This window comes from Streptomyces sannanensis, assembly GCF_039536205.1.
GTDB lineage: Bacteria > Actinomycetota > Actinomycetes > Streptomycetales > Streptomycetaceae > Streptomyces > Streptomyces sannanensis.
In genome coordinates this window covers 6755854-6771657 of sequence record NZ_BAAAYL010000001.1, presented here as the reverse complement: position 1 = coordinate 6771657, position 15804 = coordinate 6755854, and the positions used below count along the sequence as shown (strand labels likewise).

At 65.9% G+C, this 15804-nt stretch carries 15 protein-coding genes; all 15 read right to left on the bottom strand.

The genetic code is table 11. The features are described from left to right. Positions 1 to 28: 28 nt before the first annotated feature. The 15 genes from ABD858_RS31645 to ABD858_RS31575 all read right to left on the bottom strand — a co-directional run bounded on the left by ABD858_RS31645 (position 29) and on the right by ABD858_RS31575 (position 15206). Entirely contained in the window at positions 29 to 778 is a 750-nt protein-coding gene (locus ABD858_RS31645) for a phytanoyl-CoA dioxygenase family protein (protein ID WP_345044018.1), read from the bottom strand. Beyond that, positions 768 to 2384 carry a class I adenylate-forming enzyme family protein gene (locus ABD858_RS31640; RefSeq protein WP_345044015.1) on the bottom strand — a complete coding sequence of 539 codons (1617 nt, stop codon included), beginning with the start codon at positions 2382 to 2384 and terminating at the stop codon, positions 768 to 770. The genes ABD858_RS31645 and ABD858_RS31640 overlap by 11 nt, the downstream gene beginning before the upstream one ends. After that, a complete protein-coding gene (locus tag ABD858_RS31635; protein WP_345044013.1) occupies positions 2371 to 3672 on the bottom strand; it encodes a hypothetical protein in 1302 nt (433 codons plus the stop codon). The genes ABD858_RS31640 and ABD858_RS31635 overlap by 14 nt, the downstream gene beginning before the upstream one ends. Further along, a complete protein-coding gene (locus tag ABD858_RS31630) occupies positions 3635 to 4789 on the bottom strand; it encodes a class I SAM-dependent methyltransferase (protein ID WP_345044011.1) in 1155 nt (384 codons plus the stop codon). Before ABD858_RS31630 ends, ABD858_RS31635 begins: the two co-directional genes overlap by 38 nt. 50 nt (positions 4790 to 4839) lie before the next feature. Further along, positions 4840 to 5607 carry a class I SAM-dependent methyltransferase gene (locus tag ABD858_RS31625; protein WP_345044008.1) on the bottom strand — a complete coding sequence of 256 codons (768 nt, stop codon included), beginning with the start codon at positions 5605 to 5607 and terminating at the stop codon, positions 4840 to 4842. Beyond that, on the bottom strand, positions 5604 to 6314 hold the full coding sequence (locus tag ABD858_RS31620; RefSeq protein ID WP_345044006.1) for an acyl-CoA dehydrogenase family protein: 711 nt from the start codon (positions 6312 to 6314) through the stop codon (positions 5604 to 5606). The genes ABD858_RS31625 and ABD858_RS31620 overlap by 4 nt, the downstream gene beginning before the upstream one ends. A gap of 371 nt (positions 6315 to 6685) precedes the next feature. After that, positions 6686 to 7399: an aspartate/glutamate racemase family protein gene (locus tag ABD858_RS31615; RefSeq protein ID WP_345044004.1), complete on the bottom strand. Its 714-nt coding sequence runs from the start codon at positions 7397 to 7399 to the stop codon at positions 6686 to 6688. An 845-nt stretch (positions 7400 to 8244) separates the two neighbouring features. Then, positions 8245 to 8547: a hypothetical protein gene (locus tag ABD858_RS31610; protein ID WP_345044001.1), complete on the bottom strand. Its 303-nt coding sequence runs from the start codon at positions 8545 to 8547 to the stop codon at positions 8245 to 8247. A gap of 237 nt (positions 8548 to 8784) precedes the next feature. Continuing rightward, positions 8785 to 9171, bottom strand: coding sequence for a cupin domain-containing protein (locus tag ABD858_RS31605; protein ID WP_345043998.1), 387 nt, complete (start codon positions 9169 to 9171; stop codon positions 8785 to 8787). 15 nt (positions 9172 to 9186) lie between these two features. Beyond that, the gene (locus ABD858_RS31600) at positions 9187 to 10593 is read right to left on the bottom strand and encodes an NAD(P)/FAD-dependent oxidoreductase (RefSeq protein WP_345043996.1); all 1407 of its coding nucleotides are present in this window, start codon (positions 10591 to 10593) and stop codon (positions 9187 to 9189) included. Beyond that, complete coding sequence (locus ABD858_RS31595; protein WP_345043993.1) at positions 10590 to 11762, bottom strand: ABC transporter ATP-binding protein; 1173 nt, start codon at positions 11760 to 11762, stop codon at positions 10590 to 10592. Before ABD858_RS31595 ends, ABD858_RS31600 begins: the two co-directional genes overlap by 4 nt. Next, the gene (locus ABD858_RS31590; RefSeq protein ID WP_345043991.1) at positions 11752 to 12543 is read right to left on the bottom strand and encodes an ABC transporter permease; all 792 of its coding nucleotides are present in this window, start codon (positions 12541 to 12543) and stop codon (positions 11752 to 11754) included. Before ABD858_RS31590 ends, ABD858_RS31595 begins: the two co-directional genes overlap by 11 nt. Further along, the gene (locus ABD858_RS31585) at positions 12540 to 13415 is read right to left on the bottom strand and encodes an ABC transporter permease (protein WP_345043988.1); all 876 of its coding nucleotides are present in this window, start codon (positions 13413 to 13415) and stop codon (positions 12540 to 12542) included. Before ABD858_RS31585 ends, ABD858_RS31590 begins: the two co-directional genes overlap by 4 nt. A 3-nt stretch (positions 13416 to 13418) precedes the next feature. Further along, positions 13419 to 14540, bottom strand: a complete 1122-nt coding sequence (locus ABD858_RS31580) for an ABC transporter substrate-binding protein (protein WP_345043985.1) — start codon at positions 14538 to 14540, stop codon at positions 13419 to 13421. A gap of 63 nt (positions 14541 to 14603) precedes the next feature. Beyond that, the gene (locus tag ABD858_RS31575; protein WP_345043983.1) at positions 14604 to 15206 is read right to left on the bottom strand and encodes a helix-turn-helix domain-containing protein; all 603 of its coding nucleotides are present in this window, start codon (positions 15204 to 15206) and stop codon (positions 14604 to 14606) included. Between the last annotated feature and the right edge of the window lie 598 nt (positions 15207 to 15804).

Here is a 15804-nt window from a genome sequence, read left to right as displayed (position 1 = left end):
GCCTCCGCTATGGGAGGTCCCGAGCAGGTCAGCCTTGAGCAGGTCCGGCCATTTCACGGCGGCATCGAGCGGCGAGCTCGGGCAGGTGGTCCTGGTTGTCGAGGATCTGCTGGAGGTGGACCATCCGCTCGGCGTTCGCCGAGGCGAGAATGGCCTCGCCGTAGTAACTGTCGTTCCAGAAGCGCGCCATGGAGCCGATGTGCTCGCGCAGGGCCGGCAACCGGTCCTGTGGGCAGCGCTCCGCGAAGTTCATGACGAACAGTCGCCTGCCCTCGTCTCCGCCGAAGGAACCGTGCTTGATGCCATGGGCGAAGACGACGACGTCACCGGGCTCACTGGGAATCGGCACGGCGGGTAGACCGGCCTGACCGAGCCCCCACAGCTCCGCTGAGGAGTCCAGGTCTCGACTGAGAACCTGAGCGTAGTCGTCGGAGAACTTCTGACTTCCTGGGAAGACGCGCAGACATCCTGACTCTGGGCCGACGGGATCGAGGTAGAAGGCCACCTTGAGTGCCGAAAGGCCGCCCATGAAGGCGTTGGAGTGGTAGCTGGTGTCCCCGGTGTAGAAGTTCCCGTCGGACGTGCAGTAGTTGAAGTCGGCCCCCAGAAGCTGGGCGGGAATCGTCGCGATGCGCGGATCGTCGAGCAGTCCGCTCAGGTACTCATCACGATCGATGAACGGCACCAGGCACGCCCGCTTTCCTGGGGTGCGCCGCCGCCCGGCCTTCACCCACACAGATTCGAACGATGCCGTGATTTGTTCGATCTTATCGGTCATCAGACCTGGGAGGTGAAGGAATCCGAACGTCTCGAAGAACCGTACCTGAGCAGCTTCCAGGGCCATACTTGCCTGTCTTTCCGAGTAGAGATTCCACGATCAGCGCGGCCGCCCGGCGGTCGACCTTGCCCGTCTCCCCCAGGGGGAGTTCATCCACGAGATGGAATTCGTCGGGTACCTTGCCCGGCTCCAGCCTGCCCCGGCCCCACGCACGCAGGTCATCGATGTCGAAGGACGATCCGGACGCCGCAAGGACCAAGTGGATCTGCTCACCGAGGACCTCGTCGGGGACACCAACCGCCAGACAGTCAACCCACTCCGGGTTTCCGCCGTAGACGGCTTCGATCTCAAGGGGCGAGACCTTGACGGCCCCACGTGAAATCAAGGTCTTGGCACGTCCGATGAGTTCGATCCGTCCGTCCGCCCCGATTCGACCGAGGTCCCCGGTGCGGAACCAACCGTCGCGGACGGCATCGTGAGTTGCCTCCTCCTGCCCGAGATAGCCTGACATGAGGAAAGGAGTCTTCAGCTGGATCTCACCAGCTTCACCTGGGAGTGCGTCGATCCGGCACATCACACCTGGACAGACGGTGCCGAACGCACCAGCACCCTCGTAGTGTCCCTCGTCCAAAAGGACCAGGTCGGAGGTCGAGGTCTCGCTGAGCCCGTAGACATCGGCTATCGCCGAGTTCGGGTAGGAATGCCGGATCTTCCGGCTCAACCCGGGCGAAAGGGGCTCGCCTCCGGTGACCCACAGCGCGGGGCCCGTGCCGCCATGCTCCGCCACGCTCTCGTTGGGGCGAGCCGTCCCCGTGCTTAACAGCATCCGGAGCATCGTGGGGACGACTGTGAGACGGTCGATTCCTCCCTGCGCCAGGCGCTCATTCACCAGCCGAGGGCTGAAGGTCGGCATCATCTCGAGGACGCCACCCGTAAGGAGCGTCAACAGGGTAGTCCATTGCCCGAACGTGAAGTTCAGCTGCAGCACGTGCAGAGCCCGCTGCCCGAGGCCAAACCGGAGCATCTCCTGGATGGCGAGAAGCTTGTTCGCCAGCGCCGCATGAGAGAGTTCGATGGCCTTGGGTTCTCCGGTGGAGCCGGACGAGAAGGCGACCAGGGCCGTGTCTGCCCTGACCGGGGATACCGAATGATCGTCCTCCGACGTGACGGCGTGCAGTCCGCCTGACAAGCACATGGTGCGCTTCGGGGACGGTACCCAGTCCGACGGCAGCATGTCCTCGGTCGACAGGATCCAGCGAGCACCTGACCGGCGCAGTACACGTTCCACTGCGATCGGTGGAAGTGCCTGGTTAAGCGGCACCACTGTGGCTCCCGCCAGCCATACCCCGAGCTGCCGGGCAATGTCGCCTGGGCGGTTGGCCACGATCACCGCGACGGCTGAGCCGGGGCCGATCCCCGCAGCGGCCAGCACCGCTCGGGTTCCCGTAGCAGAGAAGAGAAGCTGGTCGAAAGACATGCTCGTGCCACCGTCACTCATGGCTTCGCTCCCGCCGAAACGCCGGCAGGCGTCAACGAGCAAGGCGTCCAGGCGCAACGTGGGGTCGAAATCCCACCGCGCGCCCGTAGGCGTGTCAGGCGGCGCCATCAGCGACCTCCTCGGACCGGGCCCCAAGCCCGTGGGGAAGATCGTGGAGATCCTCGAATTTGGACAACCGTCTGAATGGCTCCGGCTCGACCGAGGTGAAGGTGTGCGTGTCTCCGCAGGGCATGGCATTGCGGCGCAGCTCGTTGCGGAGGTCCTCCGAGAGACGGGTCCGCGGTCCGCCCATGAGGCCGGCGCGCACGTCGAAGAAGCTGATGCCGCATTCCTGGTCGAAACCCTCAGGTAGGCCGTCGACGAACACCACCGCGTGATGCCATGGGCCGGAGGGCAGATCCACGGGTTGCTCGCAGGTCTGTACCGTCACCTGCATCCGCTCCGGCGGTGTGACCTCCGGCGTCCGCGATTCCGCCATCCAAACGGGCTTGCCGTCACGGCGGGAGGCCTGGTGTCCCTTCCAGTCGAGTTCCAGAGCCCATCGCTCCACCACCGAGATCACGGCCGCCATCGCCTCGTCGGGGGTGAGCTTCCGCGCCGCGATGGATTTCTTGACCTTGGCCGGGACACCTCCTGCCATCACGCGCTCCGGCAGGGAGCTGGCGACAACCGCACCGGCGGCGACCATTGTGTGGCGGCCCACTGACACTCCCGGGAGGATCGTGATCTGGAAGCCGAGCCAGACGTTGTCCTCGACGGTGACCGGCGCGTAGGACGGCTCGAAGCCGTCGAGAGGGCCGTGGCCGAAGTGATATCCGTGCGTCCAGATTGCGAGGTACGACCCGGTGCCGACGTCGTTGCCGATGGTGATCGGAAGATTGGCATTCAGGATCGACCACTGCCCTACAGTGACTCGCGATCCGATTGTGACGACGGCCGTCGAGGCAGTCGTCCCGCCATACCCGACCTGGGATCCCTCGCCGAAGTACAGGAGGTTCCCTGCAGTGAACGACCGGCAGGTGATCCGTACGCCATTCTCGATCCGCGCCGCCGCCCCGACCAAGAACGCCTCTGCGACCAGGACTTGGACATGACCGCTGAACTCGCTCTCCGGACCGATCCGGATGTGAGAGGCCCGCAAGTCGCAGCCGGGGCCGATCACCGTGCCGGCCCCGATGTCGATCCGATCCCCGATGAGTACGGTCCCGGCGCCGATGATCACGTCCGGCGCCAGTGCAAGCTCCTCGGCGTGGATTCGCGCGCTGGGATGGATTCCTGGCCTGTCCAATGACCAGCTCTTCATGCAGCCCTTTCCCTTTCTTGGCTCATTTCTTCCTTCGGCTTGTCCTCTAGTGGTCTCAGTACCAATTGTCAGGAGGACAGACCAGGACCCCATTGGCCAGCCATTCCCGCACTTCGGCCTCGTTCGCTTCTCCGCGATTGATCCGGGCGACTTCTGCATCACCCGGGGCGCGCAGGTTCTCCAGGTACGGGAAGGCCTGGACGTACTCGTCGACGAACTTCCGCGACGGCCAGACCGGAGAGCCAGCGCTCAGCAGCGGATTTACCATGAGCCCGGACAGTTCCGCCGGATGCCTACCGCAGGCATGGCCGATCCGCTCCCCAGTGCGTGCCGTCTCCTCCCCGGTAAGTGCCTCCTCTACGAAGGCCAGCGCCGCGACCGATCTGCCGTGTGCCGCTCCGAGCGGCCGAGGCCGCCGCTGCTGCAACCACGCGAGCGTCAACTCGGAGTCGTCGTAGACGGCGCTCGCGTCGACGAGACGTTCGTACTCGGCACGTGTGAGGGGTTGGCCAGCAGAGTAGTTCTCCGCCTCCGCGTTGTGGAGATGGCCGATGATCAACGTCCCGGAGCTCGCGACCCGTCGCATCTCAGCGATGGCACCCGGTATGTCAGAGAGGTAGTGCAACGAGTCGTGGCCGAAGGCGACATCGACCGCACCAGCCGGCAGCGGAAACGGCCCGTTGGCATCGAAGCACAACGAGGTCCGCCCCGATCGCAAATAACGCTGGGACAGCCAGAGGTGCGAGAAGACGACATCCGAGCACACGGACCCCAACTCGCTATCCTGCTCCCAATGGGCCGTCAGATGTCCTACACCAGAACCGAGTTCAAGGATTCGCTGATTCCGTCGAACATGACGGTGTAGCAGTGAAAGTCCGCTGAGGTACGTGGGGATGATCCACCTGTGCTCGAAGTACCACCCCAAGCCTCCGTAGCCCAGCAGCTCGATGGCGTCATGGAACGACACCTCTGAGCGCAGGAGCTCCTCCACCTGCCGGAGATCGGCCTCCGGGGTGTCGGGACTGCGGCGATCGCAGAGCAGAAGGCCCAGGGCACGGTCACGCTCATCCCTGTTGATCAACGACACGACCTCGTCGACCAGGTCGTCCCTACCCGTCCGAAGGTAGAAGCAGTTGTCGAAATGAGGCCACAGGCGTTCTCCGTCGCTGAGAAGGTTCCGACCCGCGGGACGCAGGAGCTCGCCGTTCACGGGGCTAATCAGGTCGCATGGCAGCGCATCTTCTGGAGATGTCATCATTTTCATACGTGAATCTCTATGCAGGACATTTGATAAGTAAGCCCGGAGGAATTACCCAGACGCTGTCCGTCTCGCGCGGGCACCACCCTGCTGGACAACTCATCCGCCGGATCGTCAAGGGGGTAGCCGAGATCGGCGACAGGCAGGTAGTGATAGGTCCAGGAGTTCGCTTTGCCCCGCAGGAAGGAGTCGTAGGTCTGCTGGGACAGTACGTTCCAGCCCGGCAGCCATTCGGCGCCCTTGTGCGCGTATCTCATCCGGCACACCAAGTCGACAGGCGACGGGTTCAGGGGGCCGTAGATGAGAGCCATTCCTCCCTGGGCCACCAACCCGATCACATGGGTGAGCCAGGCGTCAAGAGTGTCGAAATGGCTAGCCAGTGTCAGAACAGTTACAACATCGAACTGGCCGGCGGGCAGAGAGTCAGGCTCACAGATGTTGCCGACCGCAAATTCCGCCGACGGAAAGGAGGCCGCTGCCGCATCAATGAGTTCGGGGACGACATCTATACCGCTGGTATGCCAGTTAGGCTTCCGCGTGAGGACATAGTGGATGAATGCACCGTTGGCGCACCCCACGTCCAGCAAACGCAGAGCACCTTCGGATTTCTCATGACCGGCCGCAAACTGCAAGACGGGCTCGAAATACGGGCGGCGAGCGCTTCGCGGATCACGGTCCAGGTAGCGCAAGTCCATCGACCTCGCCCCCTCGGCACCGCGCCACGGCGAAACCATCGTATAAATTTCGGCGCCTTGGTCCAAATCCGTCATGTAACTCCCCTTCGCCTGATCAGAGCTTCACCCAGCGTGGCGAAACGCCTTGCGTCGACGTTGGCATGGGAGCTTGCCGCCAGTACGTCCCGGAGCCGTCGCTGGACCGGGCTGGCGGTGAAGTTGGCCCGCGAGCCAGCCAAGCTGAAAACTCCCTGGGTCACGGAGAGTGCCGTCTGGCAGATCGCTCGCGCAAGTCCCGCGACTTCGGTCTCCCTCCAGTCATTCTCTCCCTCGCCGAACCAGACCTTGTCACACGTTCGTTCGAATGCGGATTCTGCCATCATCAGTTGCGCAGCGAGGCTCCCGAGATGGTCAGCATGAGGATTTCGCACCGAGCCCAAGTCGTTCATAGCACCGCTAGCCAAGCCAAGGCACACTGCGGCGATATGCAGCGCGAACGCCATGCGTTGCGGCAGGTGATGATGACGCGTGAGGATTGAACTGTCAGCGAATTCATCCAGGGCATACACCTGCTCTGGTCGAATGACAATTCCGTCTGCTACAACGGTATGACTTCCCGTTCCTTCCAGGCCCATGACCCTCCAGGTCCGGTCGATCCGCAGGACATCGGCGGGTAGTGCGACACCGATGGTGCGCCCAGACGCTCCATCCTCACAATGAACCAGCACCCATTTCGCGTGGCAGATGCCACTGACGTAGTCCCAGCGGCCGCTGACCCGGAATGTGCCGAGCTTCTGCGTCAAGACACCGCACCCTGCTGAGGTCGCAGATATGAGTGGCACGTCAGGGCCCCTCAGCAGCAGGCCCCGCCCCTCGGTTCCCAGTCGCGGAAGAATGAGACTCCCCTGAGACCAGACCATGATGAGCCATGCGACGGACCCGTTGAGTTCCGCAAGCGATTTCAGTAGTCCGCAGAATTCTGGGAGCGAGTCGTCCATGCCCCCGAGCGCTCCGCCCATAACGCGACCCACCAGCCCGTTCCGGCGGAGCTCGGCAACGAGTTCCGCCGGCAGCTGATCATTGCCTCCGTCTCCGCATGCCCGGATCCTGGCTCGTAACGGATCGGACAAATTGACGAGCCCGCCATCGGAATGATTTGTGGACCTCATTAAATCTACACCGATTCCCTGAACCGCAATGAGGCCTCGACAATAGCATCTACGTGAACCATTGTGGTGTCCAGCCACGGCACAGCCGAGGGTGGCGCACTGTCAACGAGAAGGTTCAATTCAGTGCATGCAAGTATGACCTTTTCTGCACCGCGCTCCATCGCCAGCATCCCGATTTCCCCCAAGCGGGCGGCCGATTCGGGTACAACACGCCCTCGGCACAGTTCTTCGTAAATGATGCGATCGAGTTCTTGCTGTACCTCCGGGCCGAGATCGACGACCCTGACTCCCGCTTTGGCGAACCCCTTAAAAAAGGCTGGCATACGCGCCGTGGCATTCGTGCCCAACACAGCGACCCGAGCACCTCCAGTGAGCTTGTCAACGGTGGAATCGATCAGGCTCACAAGGGGAAGGGAAGAGTATTTTGGGATGTCATCGGCCACTGCGTGCATCGTATTACAAGCAATGGCGAGGAACTCGGCGCCAGCGGCCTCCAGAGCAGCTGCGGCTACACCGACCAAGCGGCTCGCCTCCCGCCAGTCACCGCGCAACTGAGCCTGTTCCACATGATGGTAGTCGCCGGACCAGAGGATAATGTCAGCCGAGTGAGATCCACCCAGACGTGCAGCTACCCTCTGATTTATTTCACGGTAATACGTGACACTTGAAGGCCAGCTCATACCACCTATGATGCCAACCTTGCGAGTAACAGAAATCATGCGCGCCCTCTAATTCGACTGACTCAGACCAGCAAAGACTTCACCAGAATCCAAGAAGTAATTGCAGTCGATATGCTACAAATCATGCCACTCGGAAGAGTGACGTGATCGACTACCCACTGCATGGCTATCCAGCCCAGGGTTCGCCTACGCCATTCCGACTAAAAGCTCCACGAGCTATATCCCTGCCTACCGTGCAGAACGTTTGCGATCGAGGCCCGAGGCGAGCGCAACGATAGTTACACAAAACGATCACGCACACAACCCCGACCAGGTCATTTCTGCGGCGGCCAGCCATACCTCGCGACCTGGCCCGATGGCGCCAACCCGAACACGGAATGGCGACTGAGCTCGAAGGCACCTGCGGCGAATGCCATTACGGACAGTCACGCACTCCCACCCTTCCCCAAGGGGCATTAAGTCCGTTTATCCGCACTTCGTTATTACTTGTTCGCGCGACCATTGATCACGCAGGCACAGGGATTGGGGCTCGAGTGATGTTTTTCGGCACATGGAGAGGCATATCTGAGCAATATGACGGATGAGCGCCAGGAGTCAGTCAGGTTGGACTCGATCCCGCATGACGGATCGTCAGCCTCGATTCTTCAGCGGTGCTCGTCGGGTGACGAAGCCGGTTCGCTGCCCGTTTTGTCCTCTGTCGTTCGAGGGCGGACCGTCGCGTGACGCTGCGGGTGCGCTGGCTTCCACGGGCCGGTCTGCTGTTCTGCTCCTTCCTGGTCTTCGCTGGGCTGGTGGTCGGCCGTCAGGTGACGGCCGGGAGATCGGTGAGCCACTGCCAGGCCAGGGTGAACGCGTGGGCCAGGCCAGGTGCGTTCGATCCGCAGCTACCGGCGGCGGGCGTGGCGGGCCAGGCGGGCGGGCAGTTGGTAGATCCGGCACCGCATCGTGTCGAGCTCGGCGCGCACCAGATCGTCCTGGTCTTGCAAGGCCATGAGACGGACCCAGCAGTCCAGGTCGTGGCCGAGGTTCGCGGTCAACACCCAGCCCTGGTTGACCTGCCACTTCTTGGACGGCAGGTTGCGCAGGCACATCGCCTTGTCGCCGCGCACGCGGTCCTCGACCGTGGCGTGGGAGCGACTGAGGGCATCCGGCCACTGCGGCTGGTGGGAGCCGGCGATGCCCCACATGTGGCGGATGTTCGTGGCGACGACCGAGTAATTCCAGCCGGTCTTCTTGCGCGTCCTGGAGGCCGGGCACCACGGTCCGGCCGGCCAGGTCGACGGTTTCGGCCTGCTGTCCAGCGGTCGCCCGTACTTCGGCGTCGGAGCCGACGGCGGTGATCCGGCCGTTGGTCACCGCGAGGGCAGTCGCATGCGGCCGCAAGGGGTCGCCGGTCCACACCTGGCCGCCACGCAGGACGAGGGTCATGATTCGGCCTGGTGGGTTCGCACCACGTACACCTTTCGGATCGTTTCGTGGACCTGCCAGGTGCCGCGCCAGCCGGCCGGCATGGCCAGGGTGGCGCCGGGGCGCAGTTCGACGCTTCCGCCGCCTTCGGTGTCGACGGTGGCGGTGCCGGACAGCACCTGGCAGATCTCGTCGTAGCCCTCGCGGGTGGCGGTGAAGTGGCCGGGGTCGCACTCCCAGATACCGACCTCGACCAGGCCGTCAGGGGACTTCCACAGGGTGCGGCTGGCCTCCTGCTGACCGGTGGTACTGGTGGGCTTGGGACGGGCGGCGGGCAGATCTATGGTCACCGCGTCGGCGAGGAAGGCGACAGGCAAGGCGGTGGTGTCCACAGGGGTGTTCACGAGGATCGGCTCCTATCAGCGGCCGCTGATGACATTGGCGATGCGTGCGATGGCGGAAGTGCGCTCCAGGCCGGAGTTCTCGTGCCGGTCGGCGGCGCGGTACGCAACGTAGAGGCTGCGCACGCCCAGCCAGCGCAGCGGCTCCGGCTCCCAGCCGCGCACCTTGCGGCCGACCCAGGGCAGCCGAGTGAGCTCCGTCTTCTGACGCAGGATCAGGTCACGAAGGGTGCGTCCGGCGAGGTTGGTAGTGGTCACGCCGTGCCCGACGTAGCCGCCGGCCCAGCCCAGCCCGGTCCGCTCGTCCACGTGGACGGTGGCGCACCAGTCACGCGGCACGCCCAGCACGCCGGACCAGGTGTGGTCGATCGCCACGTCCCGGGTGGCCGGGAAGTGCTGCCGCAGGATGGCCTGCAGCTGCATCTGGGTGGCGGTCCGGGTCTCGCCGCGCTGGTCGACACGGGAACCGAACATGTACGGGATGCCGCGTCCACCGATGGCGATCCGGCCGTCGGTGGTGCGCTGGATGTAGCAGTAGGAGTTCGCCTCGTCGCCGATCAGTTCGGCGCCGTGCCAGCCGATCTCCTCCCACTCGGCGGCGGGCAGCGGCTCGGTGACGATCATGCTGCTGTTCATGGGCAGCCACGACCGGCGGTTGCCGCGCAGCCCGGAGGTGAAGCCCTCCAGCGCCCGGATCACGAACGACGCCCGGACGGTGCCGTGCGGGGTGACCGCCTCGTACGGGCGGATCTCGGTGACCTCGGTGCCCTCGTAGATGGTGACGCCCATCCGCTCGACCACGTCGGCCAGGCCCCGGACCAGCTTGGCCGGCTGGATGCGGGCGCAGTGCGGGCTCCAGTGGGCGGTGCGGGCGCCGGCGACGCGGACGCGTTCGGCGAGCTGGTCGCGGTCCAGTTCGAGCAGGTCGTCCTCGCCCCAGCCTTCGGCGCGCAGCGCTGGCAGCCGGTCGCGGAGCCGCCGCTCCTGCGCGGCGTTGGTGGCGACGTGGAGCAGACCGTCCTTCTGGATGTCGGCCTCGATGCCTTCCTCGGCGGCGACCCGGATGACCTCGTCGACGGAGGAGAACATCTCGCGCTGCATGACGACGGCCGGCTCCCGGCCGTGCGCCTTGGCGTAGCGGCGCATCTGGCCGGGCGGCTCGGCGCTGAGCCAGCCGCCGTTGCGGCCGGAGGCCCCGAAGCCGGCGAACTCCTTCTCCAGCACGGCGATCCGCAGGTCCGGCTGGGCCTGCTTGAGGTAGTACGCGGTCCACAGTGCGGTGTAGCCGCCGCCGACGAGCGCGACGTCCACGTCCAGGTCGCCGGGGAGTGCTGGGCGGCGGGTGGGAATGCCGCCCTCCCGGAACCAGAAGGAGACGTCGCCGTTGACGAAGGTGGGGCTGGTGAGGGGTGCTGTGGTGCTCATCGGCCACTCTCTCCTGCGACGCCGACAGGGGTCCGGTCGGCGGGTGTGGGTGCGTGGGTGGGGTTGGGCGTGTCACCGAGCAGGACACCCCGCTCGACGTCCCAGACCACAGTGACCTCGTCGCCGTGTCGGACGTCGGACAGCCGGTCGGCCTGCTCGCGGGCGAGCAACACGGTGCCGTCCGGCAGGACGAGTTCGAGCTTGCGTCCGGAGCCCAGGTAGATCTCCTGGCTCACCCGGGCCGGCAGGGCGTTGGCCCCGGGGGCGACCGGTGCTCCGGCGGGCTGCACCCGCAGGTGCTCGGGGCGGACGACGACGGCGGCGTCGGTGCCCTCGGCCGGCCGGCCGGGTGCACGTACGCATCGGTCGCCGACCCGCAGGCAGGAGTCGTCGCCGTCCGGCTCGACCCGCCCCCGCACGGTGGAGGACTCACCGAGGAACTCGGCGACGAACAGGCTGCGGGGCTTCTCGTACAGTTCGCTCGCAGTGCCGACCTGCTGAATGCCCCCGTCATTGAAGACGGCGATACGGTCCGAGAGGACCAGCGCCTCTTCCTGGTCGTGAGTGACGAAGACGAAGGTGGAACCGACCTCTCGGTGCACCCGTTTGATCTCCAGCTGGAGTGATTCGCGCAGCTTCTTGTCGAGCGCGCCGAGCGGCTCGTCCATCAGCAGCACGCTGGGCTCGTACACCACCGCCCGGGCCAGGGCGACCCGTTGCTGCTGGCCGCCGGACAGTTCGCGGGGCCTTCGGTGGCCGTAGCCGCCGAGCCGTACGGTCTCCAGGGCCGCCTCGACCAACTCGGTGCGGCGGGCCTTGGGGACCTTGCGCTGCTTCAGCGGGAAGGCGACGTTCTGAGCCACCGTCATGTGCGGGAAGAGCGCATAGTGCTGGAAGACCATGCCGATGTCACGCCGGTGCGGCGGCAGGTCCTGCATCTGGACACCACCGATGGTCAGCGTGCCGGAGGTGGCGGCTGTGAACCCGGCGATGATGTTGAGGGTGGTGGTCTTGCCGGAGCCGCTGGGGCCCAGCAGGGTCATGAACTCGCCCGGTTCGATGACCAGGGAGACGTCGTCGACGGCGACGGAGTCCGCGTACTCCTTGCGCACCTGCGCCAGTTCGATGCGGGCTCCACGCGCCTTGATGAGGCTGGTCTCAGCGGACACGGTTCCTCCTGGAGGTGGCGAAGGTGGCGGCCAGTACGAGCACCGTGGTGAGGACGATGATCAGGGTGGCGGCCGCGGCGATGGTGGGATCGGTGTCCCGGGTCACGCTGGCGAACATCATCACCGGCAGGGTCTGCAGGTAGGGGCTCTGGATGAACAGTGAGACCACCACCTCGTCGAAGCTGGTGACGAAGGCGAACAGGGCGCCGGAGACGACTCCGGGGGCGATCTGAGGAAGCGTCACCTGCCGGATCGCGCCCCATCGGCTGGCGCCGCAGATCAGTGCGGCGTCCTCGAGCCGCCGGTCGAACCCGCGCAGGCTCGCCGTCACCGGGATGATCACGAACGGCAGGGCGAGCACGGTGTGGGCGGTGACGAAACCGAGGAGCGTGCCCAGCAGGCCGTACTGGAGGAACAGCGCGTACACGCCGATGGCCACGACCACGGTGGGCACGATCATCGGGGCAAGCAGCAGCCCGTAAGACGACTTCGCCCAGCGCGAGCCGGACCGGGTGAGCGCGATCGCGGCGGCGGTGCCCAGCACGGTGGCCACCACCGCGACCAGTGCGCCCACCTGCAGCGAGGAGAGCAGCGCCTCGCTCCACCGGGGGTCGGTGAAGAAGTTGGTGTACCAGCGGCCGGACCAGCCGGTCGGCGGGAACACCAGGGACGCCTTGTCGGTAAAGCTGAGCGGGATCACCACCAGCGTCGGCGCGATGAGCCAGAAGCCCACCAGCACGCTGAACGCCCAGAGCGCGATCCGCGCGGGTCCGGCCCTCATCGAACACCTCCTCGGGTACGGGTGAATCGCAGGACGAATCCGACCAGCCCCAGCAGGACCAGCGTGACTGCCAGCAGCACCACACCCATCGCTCCGCCCCGGCCCCATGCGAGCAGCCCGTTGACCTGGGTGAAGATCTGCTGTGATATCAGCGCCTGGTCGGGCGAGCCCAACAGGGCCGGTGTCACGTAGAAGCCGAGCGAGGTAATGAACACCGTCAGCGCGCCGGCGCCCACCCCGGGCAGCGACAGCGGCACGAAGACCCGCAGGAACGCGGTGACAGGACGCGCCCCCATGCCCTGCGCGGCGTCGAGCAGGCGCCGGTCGATACCGCTCATCACCGCGTACAGCGGCAGCACCATGAACGGCATCAGCACCTGGGTCATGCCGATCACCACCCCGGCCTGGGTGCGGATCAGCTGCAGCGGCCCCATCCCCACGGTGCCGAGCAACTGGTTGACGACACCGCTGTCCTGTAGCAGCACCACCCATGCGAAGGTGCGCACCATCAGGCTGGTCCAGAACGGCAGCAGCACCAGCAGGGTGAGCCAGATCCGCGCGCGGGTGCTGACCACGGTCATCAGGTAGGCGTACGGGTAGGAGAGCAACAGCGTCACCAGCGTGACGACGGCGCCGACGGCCAGCGTGCGCACCAGGGTGGCGAGGGCGACATCGCTGGTGAAGAACCAGGAGTAGTTGCCCAGGCCGGGTGCCGGATCGGTGACGCTGCGCCAGGCCATCAGGCCCAGCGGCACGAGGAACAGCACAGCCAGCAGCGCCAGCGCCGGCAGCAGCAGCAAGCCCCACCGGCCGCCGACGCCCTTGGGGCGCCGGCCGGAGGCCGGGGCGGCGATCTCGATCAAGGCGGTCATGGGTCAGTTCGCCAGCCAGTCGGACCACTTCTGGATGATCTGCTCCTGGTTCTGCGCCCACCAAGTGTTGTCCAGCTTGATGGCCTGCGCCTGTCGCTCCGGGGCGGAGGTCACGTACTCGGAGGCGAGTGCATCGAGCTTCGGCTCGGCCTCGGAGTTGATCGGCGAGTAGGAGGTCAGCTCGGTGAGCTTGGCCTGCTGGTCGGCGCCCAGGTAGTAGTTGATCAGGGCCATGGATGCCTTGGGGTTCTTGGTGTTCTTGGGCACGGCGAGGGAGTCGGAGACCGGCATGAACTGGTTCCATTGCGGGGCGAACTTCGCACCGTTCTTCACGGCCGAGTAGGCACGGCCGGTCCACACCATCGCCATCGACACCTCGCCCGACTCCAGCAGTTGCTGGGATCGCGCACCGGTGTCCCAGAAGACCAGGGAGGAGCGGACGCTGGTGAGCTTCTTCAGACCGCGGTCGACGTCGAGCGGGAAGAGCTTGTCGGGGGCGATTCCGTCCGCGATCAGTGCCGCCTCCAGCGGGCCGGGGGCCGCGTCCGACGCCACACCGGGTATGGCGCGCTTGCCGGGGTACTTGGCGGTGTCGAAGAAGTCCGCCCAGTCCTTGGGCGGGTTGGCGCCGAACTTGGACTTGTCGTACATCAGCACCATGCCGTACGTCATGGCCGGCACCGAGCACTTGCCCACCATGTCCTTGGGCAGCTTCGAGGTGTCGACGATGGTGGTGTCGAGCGGCATGAGGAGCTTGCCGCACTGGCGCTCGGCCCAGATGGCGTCGGTGTCCACCACGTCCCAGGTGACATTTCCCGAGTCGACCTGTGCCTTGAGCTTGGTGTAGTCGGTGGGGCCGTCGGAGAGCACCTGCGCGCCGGATTCGGTGGCGAACGGCTTCACCGCGGCGGTCTCCTGACCGTCCTGGTAGATGCCGCCGTAGGAGGCGAACGTGAGGGTGACGCCGTCGAGGGCGCCCTTCTTCACGGTGCCCGCGGCGGCCGGGCCGGGGCCGAGGTCGATGTCACGGGCGGCGGGGGCACCGCCGGAGCAGGCGGTGAGGGCCAGCAGCAGTGCGCCGCAGGCTGCAACGTTTACGACGGTTCGTCCGGTTTTTTTGGGCATGGTCGTGCTCCAGAGCGAGGGATGAAGGCGGGGAGGCGAGGAAAAAGAAGGGGAGAACGGGGATCAGTCCGGTGTCGGCGGACTGATGATCCAGAGGATCTCGGCGGGCGTCTCACGGTCGTTGACCACCCGGTGCGGGGTGGAGGACTGGTATTCGATGCTGTCGCCGGCGTCCAGAATGTGGGGGTGGCCGTCCAGTTCGACCCGGACGCTGCCGCTGACCACCAGGAGGATCTCCTGCGAGTCCCCGTGGGTGTAGGCGTCGTCGCCGGTGGAGGCTCCTGGTTCGAACTCACCCGCGTACACCTCCAGATGACCGAGCGGCCGCTGGGAGATCAGGAACTTCCGGCTCCCTGGGGCGGTCTGCAGCATCGGCCGGTCGGCGCGCCGTACGACTCGCGGACCGGTGGGACCGCTCTGGTCGAAGACGTCGGCCACGGTGAGGCCGAGCGCCGCTGCGATGCGCCGCAGCATGCCGATGGAGGCGTTCGCCTGCCCGCGCTCCAACTGGCTGAGGAAGCCCGGGCTGGCCTGGGCAGCCGCCCCCAGGGCACGCAGCGACATGCGCCGCTTCATGCGGTACTCCCGGATGCGGGCGCCCAGCGCCGCGTCGGCGAGCGCGTCGGAGTCGTCCTTCGAGGGGTTGGGAAGTGGTGGCTCCGCCATGAGTAAACACCCGATGCGCCGTCAGCAAACACTTTGTTCGCTGGTGTGGCACGAAACGTATGCTGAGGTGATCTGGCGCACAAGGGGTGCGCGAGTGCTTGATCAGAACGTAACCGGAGCACGTCCGCCGAAGCGTGCAAGGCCGTCGCCTACCTGCTCGCCACCGGGGCGAGTCCGGCATCGGCGGCATGCATCCCGACCAGGCCGCGCCGCTGCGTGAACGTGAGGAGCAAGCGGGCGGCTTCGGCGTGGTCGGGTCCCCCCTGCCGGCGGGGTCGTAGAGGCGGGCCGGTAGCTCGGAGGGACGACGCCGAAAACCGCTCCGCCTGTACGGGCGCCGGTCGGCGACGAACCGCGCAGGCAAGGCGCTTCAGGCTGCCGCGCATGGCCGACCGTGAACTCCGTCCGATCGAGGCGCCGTTCGTCGCTCCCGGTCCGTCGGTGTAGCGGTACGAGACCGGCTCAAGGGGCTGATGCCCCAGGATGAGAAGGTGCTGCGGCTGGTGGGCGCACACCTGGGCGTGAGGAAACGCCCCCCGCATTCCCGGACCACGGACACGATCCGTGCCGCCGGGACACGGAGCGAACGCGGGCGACC